Raw genomic sequence first — 20,682 nt, forward strand, 5'->3', positions numbered from 1 at the left:
GTGAGTGAGAAACAGGGTTAGAACACTGTTTCTCACTCACGACCGATCTGGGCAGGGATGATCCCTTTGCCGCTTTCGGTGTGATCCGCGACACCGTACCGTAGCCGGGTGACCACCGGGCCGGTCGAAGAGGACACTGCCGCCGCCATCGCCGCCGAGCACGACGAAGAACGGCCCGCGCGCACCCTCTCCCGCGTCCCCGACCGCGTCGTCTACTTCGTCGCCCTCGCCGTCGCGATCCTCGTGCTCAAGCAGGTGTTCTTCCCCTTCGCCAAGGGCAACCAGTTCTACCTCGTGCTCTTCCTCGGCGTGACGCTGCCGCTGGTCTTCCTCTGCTACCGCCCGCGGCTGCGCGGCCGCGACGACCCCGGCTGGACCGACTGGGCCCTCGCGGTGCTCGCCCTCGCCGTCGGCCTCTACCCCGTGCTCGTCGGGTACGACGACTTCCTGAACCGCCAGGGCACCCTGTCCCCGGCGGACGTCGTGGCCGGCGCGCTGCTGCTCGTGCTGATCCTGGAAGCCACCCGCCGGACGACCGGGCTGGTGCTGCCGATCGTCTGCCTGCTCTTCCTCGCCTACGCCTACTACGGCGGCTACCTCCCGCAGAACTGGGGCATCGCCCACGCGGGCATCGACTTCAGCCAGATCGTCAACGCGCTCTACAACGATGCCAGCGGTTTCTACGGCACCCCCCTCGACGTCGCGGGCAGCTACATCGTGCTGTTCACCCTCTACGGCGCCGTCCTGAACGCCTCCGGCGCGGGGCAGTTCTTCGTGGACATTTCCTTCGCCGCCTTCCGCAAGTCCCGGACGGCACCGGGCCGGACCACCGTGCTGTCGGGCTTCCTGCTCGGCACGGTCTCCGGCTCGGGCACCGCGACGGCGGTCAGCCTCGGCTCGATCACCTGGCCGATTCTGAAGGAAGCCCGCTACCCCAGGGAAAACGCGGGCGGGCTGCTCGCCGCGTCCGGCATCGGAGCCATCCTCTCGCCGCCGACGCTGGGCGCCGCCGCGTTCATCATCGCCGAGTACCTGCAGACGTCGTACCTGACCGTGCTGATCTGGGCGACCGTGCCGACGCTGCTCTACTACCTCGGCATCGTCTTCGCGATGGAAGCCGACGCGCGGCGCTTCGAGGCCGAGCCCGTCGACGTCCCGCACGGCAGTCCCGGGAAGCTGCTGCTGCGCGGCGGTTACCACTTCCTGTCGCTGGCGATCATCGTCGTGTTCCTGGCCCTGGACATCCCGCCGTTCGCCGCGGTCGTCTACGCCACCGGGGTCGCCGCGCTGTTCGCGCTCATCGCCCGCCGCCACGACGTCAAGGGCTGGGCGAAGGACATGGTCGACGCGCTCTCGGCGGGCGTGCGCGGGGCGCTCCCGGTGATCGCGGTGTGCGCCGCGGCCGGCGTGATCACCTCGACCATCACCAAGACCGGCCTCGGCCTCGAACTCGCCGACGCGCTGGTGGAACTGGCCGGCGCGCTCACCGACAACGGCACGCTGATCCTGATCCTGACCGTGCTGCTCTCGGCCGTCGCGGTCGGCGTGCTCGGGCTCGCGGTACCGGTCACCGCCAGCTTCATCATCGCGTGGGTGGTGATCGGCCCGGCGCTGGAGACGCTCGGGGTCGCCGACGCCGAGCGCGCGATGTTCATCTTCTACTACGCCGTGCTCTCCGAGGTCACGCCGCCGACCGCGCTCGCCGCCGTCGCGTCCGCGGCCATCACCGGCGGGTCGGTGCTGGGAACCATGTGGCAGTGCTGGAAGTACACGCTGCCCGCGTTCCTGGTGCCGATCGCGTTCGTGCTGACCGACAACGGCGCGGCGCTGCTGCTGCAGTCCGACGTCCTCACCGTGCTGTGGGTGGCGGCGGTGTCCGCGCTGGCCGTCGCCGCGCTCGCGGTGGTCACCGGTGGCTGGCTGTTCGGGCCGGTCAGCGTGGGCGTGCGCCTGCTGTTCGTGCCCGCCGCCCTGTGCCTGCTCTACCTGGAGCCGGTGCCGATCGCGGTCGGCGCCGCGTTCGGCGTCGTCGCCGTGCTCGCCCACGCCGTCGTCAAGAGGAGGACAGCATGAAACGCGCACTGGCCGCTGCCGCGGTACTCGCTCTGGCCGTCACGGGCTGCGGCGGCAAACAGCAGACCGGCTCCCCCGCCGCGAGCGGGACGCAGTCCTGCGAAGCGGGCGAAGGCCGGATCACCATCGCCACCGGCAACAGCGGCGGCGTCTACTACGTGCTGGGCGGCGGGCTGGCCCAGCTGATCAGCGGCAACACCAAGCTGCGCGCGACGGCCGCCGAGACCGGCGCGTCGGTGCAGAACATCCAGCAGCTGGTGGCGGGCACCTACGACGTCGCGTTCTCCCTCGCCGACACCGCCGCGGACGCCGTGCGGGGCAAGGGATCCTTCGACGGCAAGCCGCAGAAGATCCAGGCGCTGTCCCGGATCTACCCGAACTCGACGCAGGTGCTGGTGCGCACGGACTCGGGCATCGACAGCGTCGCGGACATGCGCGGCAAGCGGATCTCGACGGGTTCGCCGAAGTCCGGCACCGAGGTGATCGCCAACCGGCTGCTGCAGGCGGCCGGGCTGAAGGACACCGACGTCCAGGCGCAGCGGCTCGACCTGGCCAAGACCGCGGACGGCATGAAGGCGGGCACGCTCGACGGGCTCGTCTGGTCCGGCGGGCTGCCGACCGCGCAGATCACCGACATCACCACCTCGTTGAAGGACAAGGTGAAGTTCCTCGACATCACGCCGTTGCTGCCGAAGCTCAAGCAGGTCAACGAGGTCTACGCCCAGGGCGTGATCCCGGCGGCCACCTACGCGCAGCCGTCGGACGTGCCGACGGTCGTGGTGCCGAACCTGCTGCTGGTGCGCGAGGACTTCCCGGCGGGCAACGCGTGCGCGATCACCAAGCTGATCTTCGACAAGCAGGCCGAGCTGGCGAAGGTGCACCCGGCGGCGAAGGAGATCACGAAGCAGCTGGCGCCGCGGACCGATCCGGTCCCGCTGCACCCGGGCGCGAAGCAGGCCCTCGGCTAAGGTCGGCGGGGTGCAGGACTACCTCGAAGCGGCGGTCCGCGACGTCCTGACCGCGCCCGAGGGGCGCGTCGACGACCAGGTGGGTTACGCGGCCTTGCTGCTCGCGGTCGCCGGTGCCTTCGACGAAGCCGACCGGCTGGTCACGCAGTGGCTGGCCCGGACCGAACGACCGGTGACCGCGCTGGCCACCGACCCGGTGCGGGCGCGCGCCTGGGCGATGCTGTTCGAGGCGCGCGGCGGGCGGCCGGACTGGGCCGGGGGCCTGCCCCCGCTCGACCTCGACGCGCAGGAGCGCGCGCACGCGGTGTCGTTGCGTCGTCCGGTCTCCGACCTGGCGGGTGTCCTGCCGCCCGGCCTGGTCGCGGAGGTGGTCGAGCAGGTCGCGCCGAGCCGCCCGGACCGGGTGCGCACGGCCCTCGCCGAAGGTGATCTGGAGCTTTGGGCTTCCCTCGCCGGGCCGCATCCGGACGTGGCGACGCTGGCGGCAACGCGTGCGCTGGCCCCGGCCCTGGTCGCGGGCGCGGACCCGCTCGGCCTGCGGGACTGGGCGCCGGCCTGCGCGGGCGCGCTGATCGCCGCCCTCCACGAGCGGTACCCGCCGGAGCTGGGCAGCTGGCCGGACTTGATCGCGGAGATCATGCGGCTCAGAGCGGTGGGCGAGCCGCTCCCGCGCGGCGCGGCCGAGCCCCGGCCCGCGCCCCTCCTGCGCGGCCGAAGCCCGCTCCCTCCCCCGGCGTCGGAGGCGGCGATCCGCTCGGCCGAACTCCGGCTGGGCACCGAGCTGCCCGAAGACCTCCGCGAGTTCCTGCGCACCTGCGACGGCCTGCCCGCCGACGTGGTGTTCCCGCGGCTGCTCGGCACCGCCGAGCTGCGGGCCGACGGGGGCGTGGTCGTCCTCGCCGAGCCCGCCGTGCTGCTGCTGTCGGCGGGGCACGTGGTCGAGGTCGACCCGGTGCTGGGCACGACGGTCCACCCGTCGTTCCGCGCGGCGCTGGTCCAGCACGCCACCCTGCTCACCCAGGCAGGCTAGGTTGAGCCCGGTGACCACCCTCACCGCGGAGCCGATCACCCCGGGCAACGTCGCGGCGGCGTGCCAGCTGGCCGTCGAGCCGCACCAGAAGGACTTCGTCGCGCCGGTCGCGGTCTCGCTCGCCGAGGCGTACACGCAGCCCGAGGTGGCCTGGCCCCGCCTGATCCTGGACGACGGCGAGCCGGTGGCGTTCGTCATGGGCGGCTTCGACCCGGGCGCCGAGCTGGACTTCTTCCGGTGCGGGATCTGGCGGCTCAACGTCGGCGCGGGCGTCCAGGGCCGCGGCTACGGCCGGTTCGCCGTGGAGACGGTCCTGGAAGAAGCCCGAAGACGCGGCAACACCGCCGCCACCGTGCTGTGGATCCCGGCCGAGGGCGGCCCGGAGGACTTCTACCTCAGGCTGGGCTTCCGCCCGACCGGCCAGACCTTCAACGGCGAGGTCGTCGGCCGGATCGACCTCTAGACCTGCCCGCGCTTCTTCCGCTCGGTGTACTCGCGCATCCGCTTCGGGTACCCCACGCGCGCGACCTCGTAGACCGGGATCGACCGGCGGTGGCCGAACTGCTGGGCCGCCTCCAGGCTGCCGATCCGGCGCCGGGTCCATTCGCCGTCGTGGGCGATCAACACCACAGTGGTCTCGGTGACGTTCGTCTTCGGCTCGACGAAGGCCTCGACACCCCGCCGGGAAGCCACCCACTCCTCCAGGTGCCGGGTGTCCTCGGAGCTGGCTTTCCGCAGCGTACCGGCCCGCTGACCACCCTTGCCCCGCCTGCGCAGCGAGTCGAAGAGCCCCACCACGACCACCTTCCCTCCCGAGACCTACGCCACTCATTATCCCGATGTCCGCGTGTGGTCGGCGTCGCACACCCGGCTAGGTCGCAGCCCCGTCCGGCGTAGTGACAAGATGGCGGATGTCGCGCGCGCGGTTATACCGGGCGCGCGCGGCGACAGAGCACCACCCCACCGCTTGCCGAGGAGTTATTGAAGTGACCGACACCTCCGCCGACCTTGTGATCCTGGGAGGCGGATCGGGCGGCTACGCCGCGGCTTTCCGCGCGGCCGAGCTGGGCCTTTCCGTCACGCTGATCGAGAAGGACAAGCTGGGCGGGACCTGCCTCCACCGGGGCTGCATCCCGACCAAGGCCCTGCTCCACGCCGCCGAGGTCGCCGACGAGACCCGTGAAGCCGAAGCCGTCGGCGTCAAGGCCGCCTTCGAGGGCATCGACATCGCCGGGGTCAACAAGTACAAGGACGGCATCGTCGCCCGCCTGTACAAGGGCCTGCAGGGCCTGGCCAAGGCGCACAAGGTGAACCTCGTCGAGGGCAGCGGCACGTTCGTCGGCGGCACGACCGTCGAGGTGGACGGCACCCGCTACACCGGCAAGAACGTCATCCTCGCGACCGGCTCGTACTCGCGCACGCTGCCCGGCCTGGAGCTCGGCGGCCGCATCATCGCCAGCGAGCAGGCCCTCGCCCTCGACTACGTCCCCAAGAAGGTCGTGGTGCTGGGCGGCGGCGTCATCGGCGTCGAGTTCGCCAGCGTCTGGGCCTCCTTCGGCGTCGACGTCACGATCGTGGAAGCGCTGCCGCGGCTGGTCCCGAACGAGGACGAGTTCGCGTCCAAGCAGCTCGAGCGCGCCTTCCGCCGCCGCAAGATCGCCTTCAAGACCGGCGTGAAGTTCACCGGCGCGAAGCAGGACGACAACGGCGTGAGCGTTTCGCTGGAGTCCGGCGAGACCATCGAGGCCGACCTGCTGCTGGTCGCCGTCGGCCGCGGGCCGAACTCGGCCGGCCACGGCTACGAGGAGGCCGGCGTCAAGATCGAGCGCGGCTTCGTCATCACCGACGAGCGGCTGCGCACCAACCTGCCGAACGTCTACGCCGTCGGCGACATCGTCCCCGGCCTGCAGCTCGCGCACCGCGGCTTCCAGCAGGGCATCTTCGTCGCCGAGGAGATCGCCGGGCAGAACCCGCGCGTCATCGACGAGAGCGGCATCCCGCGGGTCACCTACTCGCACCCGGAGGTCGCGTCGGTCGGGCTGACCGAGTCGCAGGCGAAGGACAAGTACGGCGCCGACGTCACGACGTTCACCTACGACCTCGGCGGCAACGGCAAGAGCCAGATCCTCAAGACCTCCGGCGGGGTCAAGCTGGTCAAGGCCCCGGACGGCCCGGTCGTGGGCGTCCACATGGTCGGCGACCGCGTCGGCGAGCTGATCGGCGAAGCGCAGCTGATCTACAGCTGGGAGGCGTTCCCCGAGGACGTCGCGCCGCTCATCCACGCGCACCCCACCCAGACCGAGGCCCTCGGTGAAGCGTTCCTCGCCCTCGCGGGGAAGCCGCTGCACGTGCACAGCTGACGTCCCACCAGCAGAATCCAGACCACGCAGAACTTGGAAGAGGAGTCAGCGAACGATGGCCTACTCCGTCACATTGCCGGAGCTCGGGGAGAGCGTCACCGAAGGCACCGTCACCCGGTGGCTTAAGCAGGAGGGCGACACCGTCGAGGTCGACGAGCCGTTGCTCGAGATCTCGACCGACAAGGTCGACACCGAGGTGCCCTCCCCGGTGGCGGGCACGGTCGTGAAGATCAGCGCCGCCGAGGACGAGACCGTCGAGGTCGGCGGCGAGCTCGCCGTCATCGACGACGGGTCCGGCGGTGTCCCCGAGTCCTCCGCCCCGGCGCAGGAAGAGAAGTCCGAGCCGGAGCCCTCGCAGGAAGAGCCGGAGCCGCAGGCCCAGGCCGAAGAGAGCGCGCCGAGCAAGCCGGACACCGCGCCGGCCGCGGGCGGCGAAGGCACCGAGGTGAAGCTGCCCGAGCTGGGCGAGAGCGTCACCGAGGGCACCGTCACCCGCTGGCTGAAGGCGGTCGGCGACTCGGTCGAGGTCGACGAGCCGCTCCTCGAGATCTCCACCGACAAGGTCGACACCGAGGTGCCGTCGCCGGTGGCCGGCACGGTGCTGGAGATCCGCGCGGGCGAGGACGAGACCGTCGAGGTCGGCGGCGTCCTGGCCGTGATCGGCGACGCGAACGCGGCGCCGAAGGCCGAGGCGAAGCCGGAGCCCAAGCCCGAGCCGAAGCCGGAACCCAAGCCCGAGCCGAAGCCCGAGCCGGTTCAGGAGTCGAAGCCCGAGCCCAAGCCGGAACCGAAGCCCGAGCCGAAGCCGCAGGCCGCCCCGGCCTCGGCCGCCACGCAGTCGGCCCCGGCCGCCGCGGCGAAGGACGGTTCGGCGGACGGCCCGTACGTCACCCCGCTGGTCCGCAAGCTCGCGTCGGAGCACGGCATCGACCTCGCGTCGCTGACCGGCAGCGGCGTCGGCGGCCGGATCCGCAAGCAGGACGTCCTGGCCGCGGCCGAGGAGAAGCAGAAGGCGGCCGCCCCGGCGCCCGCCGCGGCCGCTCCGGCCGCCGCTGCCGCCCCGTCGGCGCCGGCCGCGCGTCCCGCGGCCCCGGTGTCGCCGGAGCTCGCCGCGCTGCGCGGCACGGTCCAGAAGGCCAGCCGGATCCGCCAGATCACGGCCACCAAGACCCGCGAGTCGCTGCAGATCGCCGCGCAGCTCACGCAGGTCCAGGAGGTCGACGTCACGAAGATCGCCAAGCTGCGCCAGCGGGCGAAGGCGGCCTTCAAGGAGCGCGAGGGCGTCAACCTGACGTTCCTGCCGTTCTTCGCGAAGGCCACGGTCGAGGCGCTCAAGCAGCACCCGAACGTCAACGCGTCCTACAACGAGGACACGAAGGAGATCACCTACCACGGCGCCGTGCACCTGGGCATCGCGGTGGACACCGAGCGCGGGCTGCTCTCGGTCGTGATCCACGACGCGGGTGAGCTGAGCCTGGCCGGGCTCGCGCACCGGATCGCCGACCTGGCGGGCCGTGCGCGGTCGGGCCAGATCAAGCCGGACGAGCTGTCGGGCGGCACGTTCTCGATCACGAACATCGGCAGCGTCGGCGCGCTGTTCGACACGCCGATCATCGTGCAGCCGCAGTCGGGCATCCTCGGCACCGGCGCGGTCGTCAAGCGCCCGGTCGTGATCGCGGACGCCGACGGCAACGACACGATCGCCGTCCGGTCCATGGCGTACCTGCCGCTGACCTACGACCACCGCCTGGTGGACGGGGCCGACGCGGGCCGCTTCCTGACGACGATCAAGCAGCGCCTGGAAGAAGGGAACTTCGAGGGCGAACTCGGCCTCTGAAGTCACCGCTGACGAAGGCCGCCACGGACTTTCCGTGGCGGCCTTCGCCGTGTCCGGGAGTGCGGCCGCGCAGCGGATGCGCAACGATCGGGGCATGCGAGTACTGATCGCCGGAGCGAGCGGCTTGATCGGGTCGGCGCTGGGCGACCGCCTGCGGCGCGAGAACCACGAAGTCCGCACGCTGGTGCGGCGGGAGGCGCGCGGCGGCGGCGAGTTCCGCTGGGACCCGCCGTCCGGGACCATCGCGGACGGCGCCTTCGAAGGCGTGGACGCCGTCGTGAACCTGGGTGGCAAGCCGCTGTTCCCCGGCCGCTGGAGCGCGATGCGCAAGCAGGAGCTCACCGACAGCCGGGTCGAGCCGACCGAGGTGCTCGCCGAAGCCGTCGCCGAACACGGGGTCGGCGTGCTGGTGAACGCGTCGGCCGTCGGCTACTACGGCCACACCCACGAGTCCACAGTGGACGAATCGGCGCCGCGCGGGCAGGGATTCCTCGCCGAACTCTGCGAAGCCTGGGAAGCGGCGACGGCGCCGGCGGGCGACGCGCGGGTCGTGCACCTCCGGACCGGGCTGGTGCTGTCGGCGAAGGGCGGCCTCTACGGCACGCTGCGCCCGCTCTTCCGGCTGTGCCTGGGCGGCCGGCTCGGCGACGGCCGCCAGTACATGTCGTGGATCTCCCTCGAAGACGAGGTCGGCGCGATCGCCCACACCCTGACGACGGACGTGTCGGGTCCGGTGAACCTGACCGGCCCGGAGCCGGTGACCAACGCCGAGTTCACCCGCGCGGTGGGCCGCGCGCTGGGCCGCCCGGCGCCGTGGTGGGTCCCGGGCCTCGCGCTCAAGGCCGTGCTCGGCCAGGCCGGCGAGGAAATGGCGTTGTTCGGGCAGCGAGCCGTCCCGGCCGTGCTGGAGCGGTCCGGGTACGCGTTCCGGCACCCGACGCTGGACCGGGCGCTCGCCGCGGCATGAGCGTTCCCCTGCAGCGCTGGCTGGTCGTCGGACTGGTGTTCGCCGCCGCGTTCGTCCTGCTCGGGCTGGGCGTCGCGCGGCAGCCCCTGGCCCTCGATTCCCAGGTGGCGAACGCCCTCCACGGCGTCTACACGCAACCGCTCGGCACCGCGGCGCAGATCGGCAGCGACGTCCTCGGCCCGGTACTCCCCTGGGTGCTCGGTGCGGCGCTGCTTGCCTTGGCGCTGCGACAGCGGCAGCACACCGGGTTGTGCGTGCGGCTGGCCGTCGTGCTGCTGCTGTGCCGGCTGACCAGCGTCGTGGCCAAGCCGCTCTTCCTGCGGGAGCGCCCGCGCGACTACCCGGACCTGAGCTACCCCAGCGGCCACGTGACGTCGGTGGCGAGCACGGGGTTCGTGCTGGTGCTGCTGTGCGCGTGGCTGTGGCCGCGGCTGGTGAAGCGGGTCCTGCTGGCGTCGGCGGTGGCGGTCGTGGTGTGCGCCGCCTGCCGGGTGCTGCTGGGCGTGCACTGGGTGTCGGACACGATCGGCGCAGTGCTGGCGGTGACCGGTGTCGGGCTGCTCTCAGCGTGCGCCTTGCGGCTGCTTCCCCCGGGTGACGGGCGTAGCCTCGACGGGTGAGTTCTTCCCGTACCTCCTGCCGCGCCAGCACCGAGCCCGTCGACGTCCGGGAGCTCGGCACGATCGACTACACCGAAGCCTGGGAGCTCCAGCGGAGCCGGCTGACCGAGCGCGCCGACGGGACCGCGCCGGACACGATGTTCCTGCTGCAGCACCCGTCGGTGTACACCGCGGGCAAGCGCACCGAGCCCGCCGACCGCCCGGCCGACGGCACGCCGGTGATCGACGTCGACCGCGGCGGCAAGATCACCTGGCACGGCCCGGGCCAGCTGGTCGGCTACCCGATCGTGAAGCTCGGCGACCCGATCGACGTCGTCCACTACGTGCGGCGGCTGGAGGAGGCGCTGATCCACGTGTGCGATGCCCTCGGCGTGCACAGCGGCCGGGTGGAGGGCCGCAGCGGCGTGTGGATCCCGGCGGACGAGCGCGGCATCGAGCGCAAGATCGCGGCGATCGGCATCCGCGTCCAGCGCGGCGTGACGATGCACGGCTTCGAGCTGAACTGCAACGCGGACCTCTCGGCGTTCGACACGATCGTGCCGTGCGGCATCCGCGACGCGGGCGTGACGTCGCTGTCGTACGAGCTGCAGCGGGACGTGAGCGTGGAAGCGGTCCTACCCCTGGCCCGCGACGCGGTACTGGCGGCCCTGGACGGCGAGCTCCCGGTGAGCGAGGACCGCTGGCTCCCCCGCCCGGAGGCCCCGAAGGCGGCGGGTGTGACTTTCGCCCTGCAGAACTGACCGCACCGGGCGCCTCCCACGGGAGGCGCCCGGTCCGCGTTCAGTCCAGCTGCGGGGCGACTTCGGCCGCGACCAGCTCGAGCTGGTCCAGGTCGGACAGGTCCAGCAGCTGCAGGTAGACGCGGGTGATCCCGGTCTTCTCCCGCCACTGCCCGATCCGGTCGACGACCTCGGCGGGCGTCCCGGCCAGGCCGTTCGCCCGCAGCTCCGTCAGGTCCCGGCCGATCGCCGAAGCCCGGCGCGAGACCTCCTCCTCGGAGCGGCCGACGGCGATGGTCAGCGCCACCGACCGCAGGATCTCCTTGGGGTCGCGGCCGATCTCCTCGGCCGCCGCGTCGACGCGGGCGAACTGCGCGGCCGCCGCCTCGGTGCCGACGAACGGCAGGTTGAACTCGTCCGCGAAGCGGGCCGCGAGCTGCGGGGTGCGCTTCTTGCCCTGGCCGCCGACGATCACCGGCGGCGCCGGCGACTGCGCGGGCTTCGGCAGGGCGGGCGAGTCCGTGAGCGAGTAGTACTCGCCCTTGAAGGAGTACGTCGAGCCCGCCGGCGTCTTCCACAGCCCGGTGACGATCTCGAGCTGCTCGGCGTAGCGGTCGAACCGCTCCTTGAGCGGCGGCAGCGTCAGGCCGTACGCCTCGTGCTCGGCGTCGTACCAGCCCGAGCCGAGGCCGAACTCGACGCGGCCGCCGGACATCTGGTCGACCTGCGCGACCGAGATGGCCAGCGGGCCCGGGTGCCGGAACGTCGCCGCGGTGACGAGCGTGCCGAGCCGGATCCGGCTGGTCTCGCGGGCCAGGCCGGCGAGGGTGATCCACGCGTCGGTCGGACCGGGCAGGCCGTCGGCCGAGCCCATCTTCAGGTAGTGGTCGCTGCGGAAGAAGGCGTCGTAGCCGGCGGCTTCGGTCGCCTTGGCGACGCGCAGCAGGTCGTCGTAGCTGGCCCCCTGCTGGGGCTCGGTGAAGATCCTCAAGTCCACGAAAGTCAGCCTATAGAGACGTCGGGCTCCGTGCGCCGCAGCCGTACCAGCATGCGGACGATGACGTCCTCGATCTCGGCGCCGACCTTCTTCGGGTCCGGCGAGCTGGCGATCTCGGTCGCCGCGCTCGACAGCGCGCCGAACAGCAGCCGCGCGGTCACCTCGACCGGTACGGGTTCGACCTCGCCCGCGTCGATCAGCGACTGCAGCCCGGAGCGGACGAGGCCGAAGCTGCACCGCTCCTCGGCCTCGCGCCAGCGTTCCCACCCCATGACGACCGGCGCCTCGTGGATGGCGATCCGCTGGTAGGCGGGGTCGAGGCAGGCGCGGATGAACGCGTTGAGCCCGCCGAGGGCCCGCTCCCACGGCGAGCCGTCGCCGTGCATGATCTTGTCGAGCCGGTCGTAGACGAGGCTCTCGACCTGGTCGAACGCGGCTTCGAAGAGGGCTTGCTTGCCGCTGAAGTGGTGGTAGAGCGCGCCTTTCGTGACGCGGGCGCGTTTGGCGATCTCGTCCAGCGAGGTACCCGCGTACCCGCGCTTGGTGAACAGTTCGACCGCGCTGTCGACCAACGCCGACCGCGTCGACTCGGAGTAGTCGAGTCGTCTGGACCTCATTGTCGCCACCTTCACAACCTTACGCCCGGAGGATCTCTCCGTACTCATGGTATGTTCGCCTCGTCAGGTCCGTACCGGGAGTATGCCGCAGACCCGCGGTATGACCCGGGCCACGGAAGGGGAGCCACACGATGAGCTGGACCGACTTCTACCGACGTCAGGAAATCCTCGAAGCCACCGTCCGCCTGGCGGGCCGCAACCCGGCCGAGCCGCTGCCGCTGGAGGAGGTCCCCGGCGCCGAAGAGCACTTCGGCACCGAGGAGAACGTCCTGCTGGCGCTGCAGTACCAGTGGACGAGGACGCTGAGCGGCCGCCTGCGCGCCGAGGTCACCGACCCGGACGACGCCGACGGTCTCGGCGACCACGTCGACGCCGTCACGCGGGCGTGGCGCTCCGCCGCCGACGAGCACGAGACGCTGCGCGCGGTGCTCGACGGGGCTTACGAGCGGCACGCGTCGCTGCGGAAGATGCACGAGGGCGAGCTGCGGATGCTCGCCGTCACGGCCGGCCTGGCCGATCCGCGTGAGCCGGCCGAAGAGATCACCAAGGTGGGTTACGCGCTCGAGGCGCTGCTGCGCACGAGCCGTTCGGAAACCCGCCGCCGCGCCCCGATGATGGGAACCCTGCGGCGGCTGCTCGCGCCCAGTGCGTAAACGGTGTAAAGAACACGTATGACGGAGCGCTGGACCGAAGCCGACATCCCCGACCAGACCGGCAAGACCGCACTGGTCACCGGAGCGAACTCGGGGCTCGGGCTGCGCACCGCCGAGGTGCTCGCGAGCAAGGGGGCTCGCGTGCTCCTCGCCTGCCGCTCCGCCGAACGCGGGGCGAAGGCGCTGAAGATCGTCAAGACGGCCGCCGCGGGCGCCGAGCCCGAGCTCATCCCACTGGACCTGAGCGAGCTCGCCTCGGTGCGCGCGGCCGCCGCGTCGGCCCGGGAGCTGACCGGTGACGCACTCGACGTCCTGGTGAACAACGCCGGCGTGATGGCGACCGCCCGGGGTCGCACCGCCGACGGCTTCGAGCTGCAGTTCGGCACCAACTACCTCGGCCACGCGGCGCTGACGTGGCTGCTGATGCCCGCCCTGCGCGGCCGCGTCGTCACGCTGTCGAGCCTGGCCGCCGTCGGCGCCCGCATCCACCTCGACGACCCGAACGGCGACCACCGCCGCTACAACGCGGCCGCCGCGTACGGGCAGTCGAAGCTCGCCGACCAGGTGTTCGCGCTCGAACTGGACCGCCGACTGCGCGCGGCCGGCTCGGCCGTGCTCAGCGTCGCCGCCCACCCGGGCTACACCGCGACCGGGCTCGGCAGCGGCATGGCGCGGTCGTACTCGAACCCGGTGGTGCGTTCGCTGATCGCGGGCGGCCACCGCGTCGGCGAGGTGCTGTTCGCCCAGAACACCCGCATCGGCGCCCTCCCGCAGCTGTACGCGGCGACGGCGGACGGCGTCGAGGGTGGCGCCTACTTCGGCCCCCGCGGCCTCGGCAACCTGCGCGGATACCCGGCGCGCGTCCCGACGGTGGCCGCCGCGCGCAGCGAGTCGCTGGGGTCGGCGCTGTGGGAGCTGACGGCGAAGCTGACCGGCGTCACCCCCGACCCCGCGTAGCCCGGACGGGCGTACGGTTGAGGGCGTGAGTGCTGCGCCAGAAGGCCGGAAGCTGCTGCGTCTGGAAGTCCGCAACAGTGAGACGCCGATCGAGAAGAAGCCGTCGTGGATCAAGACGCGGGTGCGGATGGGGCCGGAGTTCACCGAGCTCAAGGGTCTGGTTCGTCGTGAGGGTCTGCACACCGTCTGTGAAGAGGCGGGGTGTCCCAACATCTACGAGTGCTGGGAAGACCGTGAGGCGACGTTCCTGATCGGTGGCGATCAGTGCACGCGGCGGTGTGACTTCTGCCAGATCGACACGGGCAAGCCCGCTGCTCTCGATCGGACTGAACCCCGCAAGGTCGCGGAGTCGGTGCAGGCCATGGGTTTGCGGTATTCGACGGTGACCGGTGTCGCCCGTGATGACCTCTCCGATGGCGGGGCGTGTCTGTATGCCGAGACCGTGCGGCAGATTCATGCGTTGAACCCGGGTACCGGTGTCGAGCTGTTGATCCCGGATTTCAATGCGGATCCGGAGCAGTTGGCTGAGGTGTTCGGGTCGCGTCCGGAGGTCCTTGCCCACAACGTGGAGACGGTGCCGCGGATTTTCAAGCGGATCCGTCCGGGGTTCCGGTATGCGCGGTCGCTGGAGGTCATCACTGCCGCGCGTGAGGCCGGGTTGGTGACGAAGTCGAACCTGATCCTGGGCATGGGCGAGACTCCGGACGAGGTGGCTCCGGCGATGCAGGATCTGGTCGATGCGGGGTGCGAGATCCTGACGATCACGCAGTACCTGCGTCCCTCTGCTCGGCACCACCCGGTGGACCGGTGGGTGAAGCCGGAGGAGTTCGTCGAGCACTCCAAGGCCGCGGAGGCGATGGGTTTCGCGGGCGTCATGGCGGGCCCGCTCGTGCGGTCGTCTTACCGCGCCGGGCGGCTCTACGCGCAGACGAAGGCACACCGCGGCGAAGTCCTGCCGGAGAACCTGGCCCACCTGGCCGCCGAAGGGCCGGCCGCACAGGAAGCCGCGTCGCTGCTGGCGCGGTGACGCACGTCACCCCACGGTCCTTAAAGGATCGGTAAAGTGGGTCGCATGGCCCTGGTTTCGGACCTCCTCAGCTGGTTGCAAGGACTCCCGGAACCGGGCCTCGTCGCGGCGACCGGCGGGCTGGTGTTCGCCGAATGCACGATCGGGCTGGGTTTCCTGGCCCCGGGCGAATCCGGGCTCCTGATCGCCGCGACCACGGCGAACACCCTGTCCCGGTTCCTGGCGCTCTGGCTGGTCGTCACCCTGTGCGCGACAGCGGGCGACGCGCTCGGTTACGCGATCGGCCGCCGCTTCGGGCCGCGGCTGCGCGAGACGAAGCTGATCCGCAAGTACGGCCTCGACGCGTGGGACAAGGCGACGTCGGTGCTGGAACGCCGTGGCGCGTGGGCGGTGTTCTTCGCGCGGTTCCTGCCGGTGATCCGCACGCTGACCCCGGCGGCGGCGGGAACATCGGGGCTGCCGTTCCGCAGGTTCCTCCCGGCCGCGGCGGCGGGAGCGTTCTGCTGGTCACTGGTCCACATCAGCATCGGCGCGGCACTGGGTGAAGCGGCGAAGCGGATCGAGGGAGCACTGAACACGGGCGGCTTGATCGTGGTGGGCGCGCTCGCGGCGGTGGCGGTGTTCTTCTTGCTGCGCATGAAGAAGCGGAAGGCCCTGACGGCCGCGGAGCCGAAGCCCGAGCCCGAGCGAGTCCCCTGACCCAGCGCCAGGCCAAGGGTGCGACCCGAACCACCTCGAGCCGCACCCTCCCGGCGTCAGCGGCGGGCGCGCGCCGCCTTGCCGGTGGCCCAGCCGACCAAGCCGAGCGCCAGCAGCACCCCGCCGGCCACGAACGGCCAGGTTCCCTTGTCCGGCACCGAAACCGGCGCGGCCGCCAGGTCATACCCGCCCAGCTTCCCCTGCGCCCGGTACGCCGAGCCGGGCAGCTTGTCGCCGTACAGCCGGTGCACCAGCTGCTGGTACGCCGCCACCGGCACGCCCTCGCCGACCCGCTGCCGGGCCGGGTCGTTGAGCGCCAGCACGCGGCCGTCGCGCACCCGGTACCACGCGTTCACCTGCGGCTCCGTGAACACCAGGTCGCCGCCGGCCTGCGCCGGGTACGTCAGCTCCTCGGTGCCCGTCGTGAAGTTCGTCGCGGCCCAGCCGTCCGCCGCGCGCTCCACCCACACCGTCGCCTGCCGGCCCGTCGCGGACGTCCGCACCGCGTAGTACGCGAACGAAGCCGGCGCCGCCCCCGGTGTCCCGGCCACGAAAGCCGGGTCGAGCGAGTGCACCGCCACCGGCGACCCCGTCACCTCGGGCGTCACGGCGGACGCTCGCGCCACCCCGGCCCGCCGGTCGAGCTGGCCGTAGAACGCCGAAAGCTGGGGCTGCGCCGCGCGGACCGCCGCGACGACGTCATCGGCGGGCGACGACGAAGCCGAAGCCGTGCCGCCGAAACCGATCGCCAGCGCCGCACCCGCGAGCAGCACCCCGAATCCACGGAAGAGATTCATCTCACGCCCCGATCCGGTAGAGGGACTGCGCCCACTGGAACTGGCTGTTGCGGACGTAGCTCGAGTGCGCCATCGCGCTGTAGCGCTGGCTGCTCGGCCACGGGTCGCCGTAGTAGACGAGCCCGCTCGCGTCGTAGCCGTAGATCACCTGGGCGTGCCCGCCGCCGGCGGTCCAGTAGATGCCCGTCTCGATGGGGCGGCGCGCGCCGATCTCGGTCTGCACCGACGCCAGGCTGAGCGCGCCGGTCACCGTGCCGGGTCGCAGGCCGAGCGCCTGGTAGCCGCGCTGGACGTACGTCAGCTCGCCGGCCTGGTTGGGGCACTGCGAGCCGGCCGGGTAGCCGCGCGAGTAGTCGCAGAAGGTGTTCTGGCTGACGTTCGTGCCGTAGCCCAGGAACCGTGCGATGGTCAGGCCGCTCGCGGCCCAGCACCACTGGTTCTGTTCCTGGACCAGCTGGCTGATCGACAACGTCGTCGCTTCGGTCGTCGCGCTCGCGGGCGGGGAGAGCAGGCCGGTGAGGGCCGCGCACAGCGCGCCGAGCGCCATTGCTCGTCTGAAGTGCATTCGTTGCTCCTTGTCGGCAACAGGTGGGGACTTCGTGAGCGTCTCCCGTCGCCGCGCCGGGCAGTAATCCCAGCGGGGATAACACCGGCGTTATGCCGCCTAGCGAGCGGGCGCGAGCCCGCACCAGCGCGCGAAATGCGGATTCCGGTGCCGCGACGCCGCATACGCGGCTTCCGCGCACCGGAACACCTCGTCGGTGGTCGGCGTGCGGGCGTCGTCCTCGCGCGTCGCGAACAGCAGCGTGGTCCACAGCGGGTCGCCGCGCAGGGGCAGCGCGACCAGTCCCGGCGGTGGCGCGGACGCGGCCTGGGCGAGGCAGACCGCGCCCTGGGCGATGAGCGTTCCCGCGGTGCCCGCCTCGGACGTGAAGTGCCGCACGCGCGGGCTGAACCCGGCCGCCGCGCACGCCTGCAGGAACCGCACGCGCACACAGTTTTCGTGCGGGGGCGGGAGGATCCAGTCGCAGCCGGCCAGGTCGGCGAGGTCGACGACGCCGTCGCGGATCGCCGGGTGACCGTCGGCGATCCCGACGAAGATCGGCTCGGTGGCGAGCGTCCGGACGGTCAGTCCCGCGAAGTGGTGCGCTTCGGTGCCGTCGAACCGTTCGAGCAGCGCGACGTCCACGCGGCCGGTCGAGAGCAGCTTCAGCAGCGTCAGCGACGCCGGTTCGGCGTAGGTCTGGACGTCGAGCTCCCGCTCCCCCAGTTCTTCGATGAACCGGCCGATGATGAGCAGCGGCACGTACCCGATCCGCAGCGTTTCCGGCCCGCTTTCGCCGTGCCGCCGTGCGGACGCGACGAGCGCTTGCATGTCGGACAGCAGCGCGTCGGCGCGGGCGAGCACGAACCGGCCGAGCTCGGTCGGGCGGACGCCGCTGGGGCCGCGGACGAACAGGTCGCCGCCGAGGATCCGCTCGATCCGCTTGAGCTGCGCGGTGAGCGCGGGCTGGCTGACGCCGAGGACGGTCGCGGCACGGCTCACGCTGCCGCCGTCCGCGACGGCGCGGACGGCCCTGAGATGGCGCAGCTCCAGCTCGGCCACGTCCAGCAGGCTAACGCCGTCTTCACGGCCCGCACGACCTGCGAAAGTCGGGCTTACTACATTCGGCGGTATGAGTCTCGCGGATCTTCCCCGGCCCCTCGGGTACGTCCTCGGCGGGGGCGGCAGCCTCGGCGCCATGCAGGTCGGCATGCTGCGCGCGCTCGGCGAAGCCGGGCTGTCGCCCGATCTGGTGACGGGCACGTCGGTCGGTTCGCTCAACGCGGCGGTGCTCGCGTTGCCCGGCGGCGACCCGTTGCCGCGCCTGCACGGCATCTGGGCGCACATGACGCGGGCCGAGGCGTTCCCCGGCGGTGTCGTGAGCCGCGTCCGGACGCTGACGCAGAGCAAGACGCACCTCTTCCCCAACAGCGGCCTGACCGGGATCATCGCCGATCACCTCGGCGCCGAAACCCGCTTCGAGGACCTGGCGCTGCCGCTCGGCGTCGTGACGACGCAGGTCGACACGGCCGAGCCGCTGCTGATCCGGTCCGGGCGGCTGCTCGAGCCGCTGCTGGCCAGTTGCGCGATCCCGGGGATCTTCCCGCCGGTGGAGCACGAGGGGCGGTTGCTCTACGACGGCGGGCTCGTCGCGAACGTGCCGATGCGCCAGGCGCTGGCGATGGGGGCGAAGTCGCTGGTGGTGCTCGACTGCGCGTTCCCGGGCAAGCTGCCGGACGCGCCGCGGACGTTCGCCGAGGTGATCATGTTCACCGCGATGATCAGCATGCGGAACCAGGCGGTGCTGGAAGCGCCGGTGGCGGCGGCTTCGGTGCCAGTGGTGTACCTGCCGGGGCCGGCGCCGGTACGTGTGAACCCGCTCGATTTCGGGCACACCGAAGCACTGGCGGAAGAGGCGTATTCGGCCGCGCGGGAGTTCCTCGACGGGATCTCGGTGAGCGGGCCGGGACTTTACGGGGCGCCGGGCCTCGTCGTCACGTGATCCGCGTCACGCCGATGCACCGAACCGCCGGGAAGAACGTCATCGCTATCGCGTAGTTTTGAATGACGAATGCCCGCCGATCCCAATTCCCAAAAAGAGACAATATGCTCCCCAAGAAGATTTTACTTTCGGTGGCCGGAATCCTCGCCGGAGCACTGCTGCTTTCCGCCTGCTCGTCCGACGACGACGGCGGTTCGCCCGCTGGTGGGGCACCCGCGTCCGGTCAGGCGTCGACGTCCGCGACGCCGGTCGCGGTGTCGTTCGAACCCGCGGGCGGCACGGGGGTGAGCCCGGCGACGCCCGTCGTCGTCAAGGCGGCCAACGGAAAGCTCCTCGACGTCACGGTGACCAACACCGCGAAGGGCACCAAGGTCGCCGGCAAGCTCGCCGACGACGGGGCCAGCTGGACGTCGACCGAGCCCCTCGGCTACGGCGCGACGTACAAGATCGTCGCGCACGCCCAGGGCGCCGACGGCAAGGCGGTCGAGCAGGACAACCAGATCACCACGCTGTCGCCGAAGAAGCAGGCGAACGCGAACCTGATCCCGGCGCCGTCCGCGGTGGCGAGCACGGGTGTCGGCGTCGGGCAGCCGATCGTGTTCAGCTTCGGCAAGGTCGCCGTCAAGAACAAGGCGGCGGTGGAGAAGGCCCTGACGGTGGAGTCGACACCGAAGCAGGAGGGCAGCTGGTACTGGATCGACGATTCGAACGTCCACTACCGGCCGAAGGAGTACTGGAAGGCCGGCACGACGCTGAAGGTGACGGCGAAGATCTACGGCGTCGACTTCGGCGGCGGGGTGTTCGGCGCGGAGGACCGCACGGAGACGTACAAGGTCCACGATTCCTGGATCGCGAAGGCGGACGGGAACACCGAGCAGATGCAGATCTTCCACAACGGCGCGATGGTGAAGTCGATGCCGATCTCGATGGGCAAGGACGCGACGCCGACGCATTTGGGCGCGCACGTCATTTCGGACAAGCAGGCCAATTACACGATGGACTCGTGCACGTACGGGGTCTGCCCGCCGGACCCGAAGGCGTACCGGTCCAACGAGAAGTGGTCGGAGCGCATTTCGAACGACGGCGAGTTCGTCCACGAGAACCCGAACAGCGTGGGGCAGCAGGGCAGCTCGAACGTGTCGCACGGCTGCATCAACCTCAACGGGGCCAACGCCCAGTGGTTCTTTCAGAACATGGGGCTGGGGGATGTGGTCGAGGTGACGAACTCGGGTGGGCCGCAGCTGCCGGTTTGGGATCTCTACGGTGACTGGTCGAAGTCTTGGGCCGACTGGCAGGCCGGGTCGGCGCTGAAGTAGCCGGCGGGTTGGGTCGGTTGGTCGTTCGTCGGCGGGGAAAGGGCCGGGGCTCGGTGGAGCTCCGGCCCTTTTTCGTGCCTGCCGCTCGAGGATGCGTGGCCGGTGAGGGTGGACACGGACGGACCGCTCAAGCCGGGGCAGGCCGTGAACGGTCTCGCGCAGGCCCGCTGCTGCGGCCCGCATCTGGGCCTCGGGCGGCCCTGTTCGCGACTACGCCCGCGGGCGCAGGCTCGGCTTTCGAGCGGCAGGCTCCGGTTGCGGGCCGCTCACAGTGCGCCGAGGTGAGTTGGCTGCTGCCGGCGGGCCCGCGACCTTCGCGCGGCCGGATCACTTTCTCTTCGCGGCGGCCAGCGGGCTCCCGCGGCGCCGTCGGCCATCCTTTGCGAGCGTGCGAGGCGGTGAGCGGGCATGCGAAAAGGCCCCGGGAGACGGGTGTCCGTCTCGACCGGGGCCTTTTCCTATGTTGAGTTCGGCGGTGTCCTACTCTCCCACAACCCTT

General features: G+C 71.4%; 21 protein-coding genes. 15 read left to right on the top strand and 6 right to left on the bottom strand.

All coding sequences use genetic code 11. The features are described from left to right. Positions 1 to 108: 108 nt before the first annotated feature. From ACWEVP_RS49050 to ACWEVP_RS49065, 4 genes are read left to right on the top strand one after another with little or no spacing between them, the layout of a single operon-like run. Entirely contained in the window at positions 109 to 2,073 is a 1,965-nt protein-coding gene (locus ACWEVP_RS49050) for a TRAP transporter permease (RefSeq protein ID WP_452069485.1), read from the top strand. Beyond that, a complete protein-coding gene (locus tag ACWEVP_RS49055; protein ID WP_452069486.1) occupies positions 2,070 to 3,041 on the top strand; it encodes a TAXI family TRAP transporter solute-binding subunit in 972 nt (323 codons plus the stop codon). The genes ACWEVP_RS49050 and ACWEVP_RS49055 overlap by 4 nt, the downstream gene beginning before the upstream one ends. A gap of 10 nt (positions 3,042 to 3,051) precedes the next feature. Further along, entirely contained in the window at positions 3,052 to 4,071 is a 1,020-nt protein-coding gene (locus ACWEVP_RS49060) for an SMI1/KNR4 family protein (protein WP_452069487.1), read from the top strand. 10 nt (positions 4,072 to 4,081) lie between these two features. Beyond that, positions 4,082 to 4,534, top strand: a complete 453-nt coding sequence (locus ACWEVP_RS49065) for a GNAT family N-acetyltransferase (protein ID WP_452069488.1) — start codon at positions 4,082 to 4,084, stop codon at positions 4,532 to 4,534. Here ACWEVP_RS49065 and ACWEVP_RS49070 read toward each other — a convergent pair. Continuing rightward, on the bottom strand, positions 4,531 to 4,875 hold the full coding sequence (locus tag ACWEVP_RS49070; protein ID WP_452069489.1) for an oxidoreductase: 345 nt from the start codon (positions 4,873 to 4,875) through the stop codon (positions 4,531 to 4,533). The two genes, ACWEVP_RS49065 and ACWEVP_RS49070, sit on opposite strands and share 4 nt — an antisense overlap. A 182-nt stretch (positions 4,876 to 5,057) precedes the next feature. Between ACWEVP_RS49070 and lpdA the strand changes: the two genes are divergently transcribed. From lpdA to lipB, 5 genes are all read left to right on the top strand, one after another. Beyond that, positions 5,058 to 6,431, top strand: coding sequence for a dihydrolipoyl dehydrogenase (gene lpdA, locus ACWEVP_RS49075; RefSeq protein WP_452069490.1), 1,374 nt, complete (start codon positions 5,058 to 5,060; stop codon positions 6,429 to 6,431). Between the two features lie 55 nt (positions 6,432 to 6,486). Beyond that, entirely contained in the window at positions 6,487 to 8,268 is a 1,782-nt protein-coding gene (gene sucB, locus ACWEVP_RS49080; RefSeq protein WP_452069491.1) for a 2-oxoglutarate dehydrogenase, E2 component, dihydrolipoamide succinyltransferase, read from the top strand. Positions 8,269 to 8,362: 94 nt separating this feature from the next. Then, the gene (locus tag ACWEVP_RS49085; protein WP_452069492.1) at positions 8,363 to 9,235 is read left to right on the top strand and encodes a TIGR01777 family oxidoreductase; all 873 of its coding nucleotides are present in this window, start codon (positions 8,363 to 8,365) and stop codon (positions 9,233 to 9,235) included. Then, positions 9,232 to 9,855, top strand: coding sequence for a phosphatase PAP2 family protein (locus ACWEVP_RS49090; RefSeq protein WP_452069493.1), 624 nt, complete (start codon positions 9,232 to 9,234; stop codon positions 9,853 to 9,855). The genes ACWEVP_RS49085 and ACWEVP_RS49090 overlap by 4 nt, the downstream gene beginning before the upstream one ends. After that, entirely contained in the window at positions 9,852 to 10,595 is a 744-nt protein-coding gene (lipB, locus tag ACWEVP_RS49095; RefSeq protein ID WP_452069494.1) for a lipoyl(octanoyl) transferase LipB, read from the top strand. The genes ACWEVP_RS49090 and lipB overlap by 4 nt, the downstream gene beginning before the upstream one ends. Before the next feature lie 40 nt (positions 10,596 to 10,635). Here the strand turns inward: lipB and ACWEVP_RS49100 are convergent, their stop codons facing one another. Further along, the gene (locus tag ACWEVP_RS49100) at positions 10,636 to 11,571 is read right to left on the bottom strand and encodes an LLM class F420-dependent oxidoreductase (protein ID WP_452069495.1); all 936 of its coding nucleotides are present in this window, start codon (positions 11,569 to 11,571) and stop codon (positions 10,636 to 10,638) included. Between the two features lie 5 nt (positions 11,572 to 11,576). Beyond that, positions 11,577 to 12,188 (bottom strand): TetR/AcrR family transcriptional regulator, encoded by a 612-nt coding sequence (locus ACWEVP_RS49105; protein ID WP_452069496.1) that lies wholly within the window; start codon positions 12,186 to 12,188, stop codon positions 11,577 to 11,579. 131 nt (positions 12,189 to 12,319) lie between these two features. Between ACWEVP_RS49105 and ACWEVP_RS49110 the strand changes: the two genes are divergently transcribed. Genes ACWEVP_RS49110 through ACWEVP_RS49125 form a run of 4 tightly spaced genes read left to right on the top strand, consistent with a single transcriptional unit; the run spans position 12,320 to position 15,524 of the window. Beyond that, positions 12,320 to 12,841, top strand: coding sequence for a hypothetical protein (locus ACWEVP_RS49110; protein WP_452069497.1), 522 nt, complete (start codon positions 12,320 to 12,322; stop codon positions 12,839 to 12,841). Positions 12,842 to 12,859: 18 nt separating this feature from the next. Beyond that, entirely contained in the window at positions 12,860 to 13,798 is a 939-nt protein-coding gene (locus ACWEVP_RS49115; protein WP_452069498.1) for an oxidoreductase, read from the top strand. A 25-nt stretch (positions 13,799 to 13,823) separates the two neighbouring features. Next, the gene (gene lipA, locus ACWEVP_RS49120) at positions 13,824 to 14,825 is read left to right on the top strand and encodes a lipoyl synthase (RefSeq protein ID WP_452069499.1); all 1,002 of its coding nucleotides are present in this window, start codon (positions 13,824 to 13,826) and stop codon (positions 14,823 to 14,825) included. Positions 14,826 to 14,870: 45 nt separating this feature from the next. Then, positions 14,871 to 15,524 (top strand): DedA family protein, encoded by a 654-nt coding sequence (locus tag ACWEVP_RS49125; RefSeq protein WP_452069500.1) that lies wholly within the window; start codon positions 14,871 to 14,873, stop codon positions 15,522 to 15,524. Between the two features lie 56 nt (positions 15,525 to 15,580). Here ACWEVP_RS49125 and ACWEVP_RS49130 read toward each other — a convergent pair whose 3' ends face one another. From ACWEVP_RS49130 to ACWEVP_RS49140, 3 genes are all read right to left on the bottom strand, one after another. Further along, on the bottom strand, positions 15,581 to 16,321 hold the full coding sequence (locus tag ACWEVP_RS49130) for a hypothetical protein (RefSeq protein WP_452069501.1): 741 nt from the start codon (positions 16,319 to 16,321) through the stop codon (positions 15,581 to 15,583). Between the two features lies 1 nt (position 16,322). Continuing rightward, complete coding sequence (locus tag ACWEVP_RS49135; protein ID WP_452069502.1) at positions 16,323 to 16,886, bottom strand: papain-like cysteine protease family protein; 564 nt, start codon at positions 16,884 to 16,886, stop codon at positions 16,323 to 16,325. Positions 16,887 to 16,985: 99 nt separating this feature from the next. Beyond that, entirely contained in the window at positions 16,986 to 17,927 is a 942-nt protein-coding gene (locus ACWEVP_RS49140) for a LysR family transcriptional regulator (protein ID WP_452069503.1), read from the bottom strand. A 70-nt stretch (positions 17,928 to 17,997) separates the two neighbouring features. Here ACWEVP_RS49140 and ACWEVP_RS49145 point away from each other — a divergent pair, with 70 nt between their 5' ends. Beyond that, positions 17,998 to 18,867 carry a patatin-like phospholipase family protein gene (locus ACWEVP_RS49145; RefSeq protein WP_452069504.1) on the top strand — a complete coding sequence of 290 codons (870 nt, stop codon included), beginning with the start codon at positions 17,998 to 18,000 and terminating at the stop codon, positions 18,865 to 18,867. Between the two features lie 104 nt (positions 18,868 to 18,971). Continuing rightward, positions 18,972 to 20,183: a L,D-transpeptidase gene (locus ACWEVP_RS49150; RefSeq protein ID WP_452069505.1), complete on the top strand. Its 1,212-nt coding sequence runs from the start codon at positions 18,972 to 18,974 to the stop codon at positions 20,181 to 20,183. Positions 20,184 to 20,682: the final 499 nt, after the last annotated feature.

This window comes from Amycolatopsis sp. NPDC003865, from assembly GCF_053605345.1.

Bases quoted from the DNA above. Each gene is read 5' to 3' on its own strand.
- ACWEVP_RS49055 (WP_452069486.1), top strand. From the start codon at position 2,070: ATGAAACGCGCACTGGCCGCTGCCGCGGTACTCGCTCTGGCCGTCACG.
- sucB (WP_452069491.1), top strand. From the start codon at position 6,487: ATGGCCTACTCCGTCACATTGCCGGAGCTCGGGGAGAGCGTCACCGAA.
- ACWEVP_RS49085 (WP_452069492.1), top strand. From the start codon at position 8,363: ATGCGAGTACTGATCGCCGGAGCGAGCGGCTTGATCGGGTCGGCGCTG.
- ACWEVP_RS49090 (WP_452069493.1), top strand. From the start codon at position 9,232: ATGAGCGTTCCCCTGCAGCGCTGGCTGGTCGTCGGACTGGTGTTCGCC.
- ACWEVP_RS49105 (WP_452069496.1), bottom strand. From the start codon at position 12,188: ATGAGGTCCAGACGACTCGACTACTCCGAGTCGACGCGGTCGGCGTTG.
- ACWEVP_RS49110 (WP_452069497.1), top strand. From the start codon at position 12,320: ATGAGCTGGACCGACTTCTACCGACGTCAGGAAATCCTCGAAGCCACC.
- ACWEVP_RS49115 (WP_452069498.1), top strand. From the start codon at position 12,860: ATGACGGAGCGCTGGACCGAAGCCGACATCCCCGACCAGACCGGCAAG.
- ACWEVP_RS49125 (WP_452069500.1), top strand. From the start codon at position 14,871: ATGGCCCTGGTTTCGGACCTCCTCAGCTGGTTGCAAGGACTCCCGGAA.
- ACWEVP_RS49130 (WP_452069501.1), bottom strand. From the start codon at position 16,321: ATGAATCTCTTCCGTGGATTCGGGGTGCTGCTCGCGGGTGCGGCGCTG.
- ACWEVP_RS49135 (WP_452069502.1), bottom strand. From the start codon at position 16,886: ATGCACTTCAGACGAGCAATGGCGCTCGGCGCGCTGTGCGCGGCCCTC.
- ACWEVP_RS49145 (WP_452069504.1), top strand. From the start codon at position 17,998: ATGAGTCTCGCGGATCTTCCCCGGCCCCTCGGGTACGTCCTCGGCGGG.
- ACWEVP_RS49150 (WP_452069505.1), top strand. From the start codon at position 18,972: ATGCTCCCCAAGAAGATTTTACTTTCGGTGGCCGGAATCCTCGCCGGA.